Raw genomic sequence first — 697 nt, 5'->3', positions numbered from 1 at the left:
GGCGGAATACCAGTGAAAGGAAACTTAATGAAATATTTAAAATTATTCGTGTTGCGTGTTGGTTTTATGGTTATTGCTGCCACGGTTTATGGTCATCAAGGGGTACAGGCTGAGGATAATATGCGTTTTCACGGTGCATTGGTTAAAGAACCTTGCACGATTAATCCGGGTGATGAAGATATCCAGCTCGATTTTGCAACAATGTCTGAAAAATATTTGTATCTGCATGGTAGGACCCATAGCGAACCTTTTCTGCTCAGATTATCTGGTTGCGATATGAGTGTGGGCAAATCGATTAAACTGACATTCAGTGGCATGGAAAATACGCAATTGCCGGGCTTATTAGCGTTAAGTGCTGGGAGCCAAGCCGCTGGGATTGCCATTGGTATAGAAACGGCAGAAGGCAAACGGTTGTCGTTGAATAAAGAGGGAGATGCCTATCCGTTAAAAGAGGGTGAAAACTTGATTGCACTGCAAGCATATGTGCAGGCAGAACCCACTGCGCTAGCTAACCAGACGATTAAGCGAGGCGCATTTCATGCGATTGCGACATTTAATCTGAATTATGACTAACTTGCACGGTTTTATTAGGTACTTAAATGAAAAAGTTATTTTCTGTTTGCCTGGTACTTTTATTGCTGTTTTCATCAAGTGCGGCTGCATCGATATTTTCATATATCACTAAATCCGAGGGCAT

General features: G+C 42.0%; 1 protein-coding gene. It reads left to right on the top strand.

The features are described 5' to 3' along the window. The first annotated feature begins 27 nt into the window (after window positions 1-27). Window positions 28-573, top strand: coding sequence for a fimbrial protein (locus tag ACGF49_RS24670; protein WP_229015647.1), 546 nt, complete (start codon window positions 28-30; stop codon window positions 571-573). Window positions 574-697: the final 124 nt, after the last annotated feature.

Origin of the sequence: Photorhabdus sp. RM96S (genome assembly GCF_042879335.1) — a bacterium.
Classification (GTDB): domain Bacteria; phylum Pseudomonadota; class Gammaproteobacteria; order Enterobacterales; family Enterobacteriaceae; genus Photorhabdus; species Photorhabdus kayaii.
The sequence above is the reverse complement of the archived record's forward strand: the minus strand, read 5'-3'. Positions and strand labels throughout refer to the sequence as shown.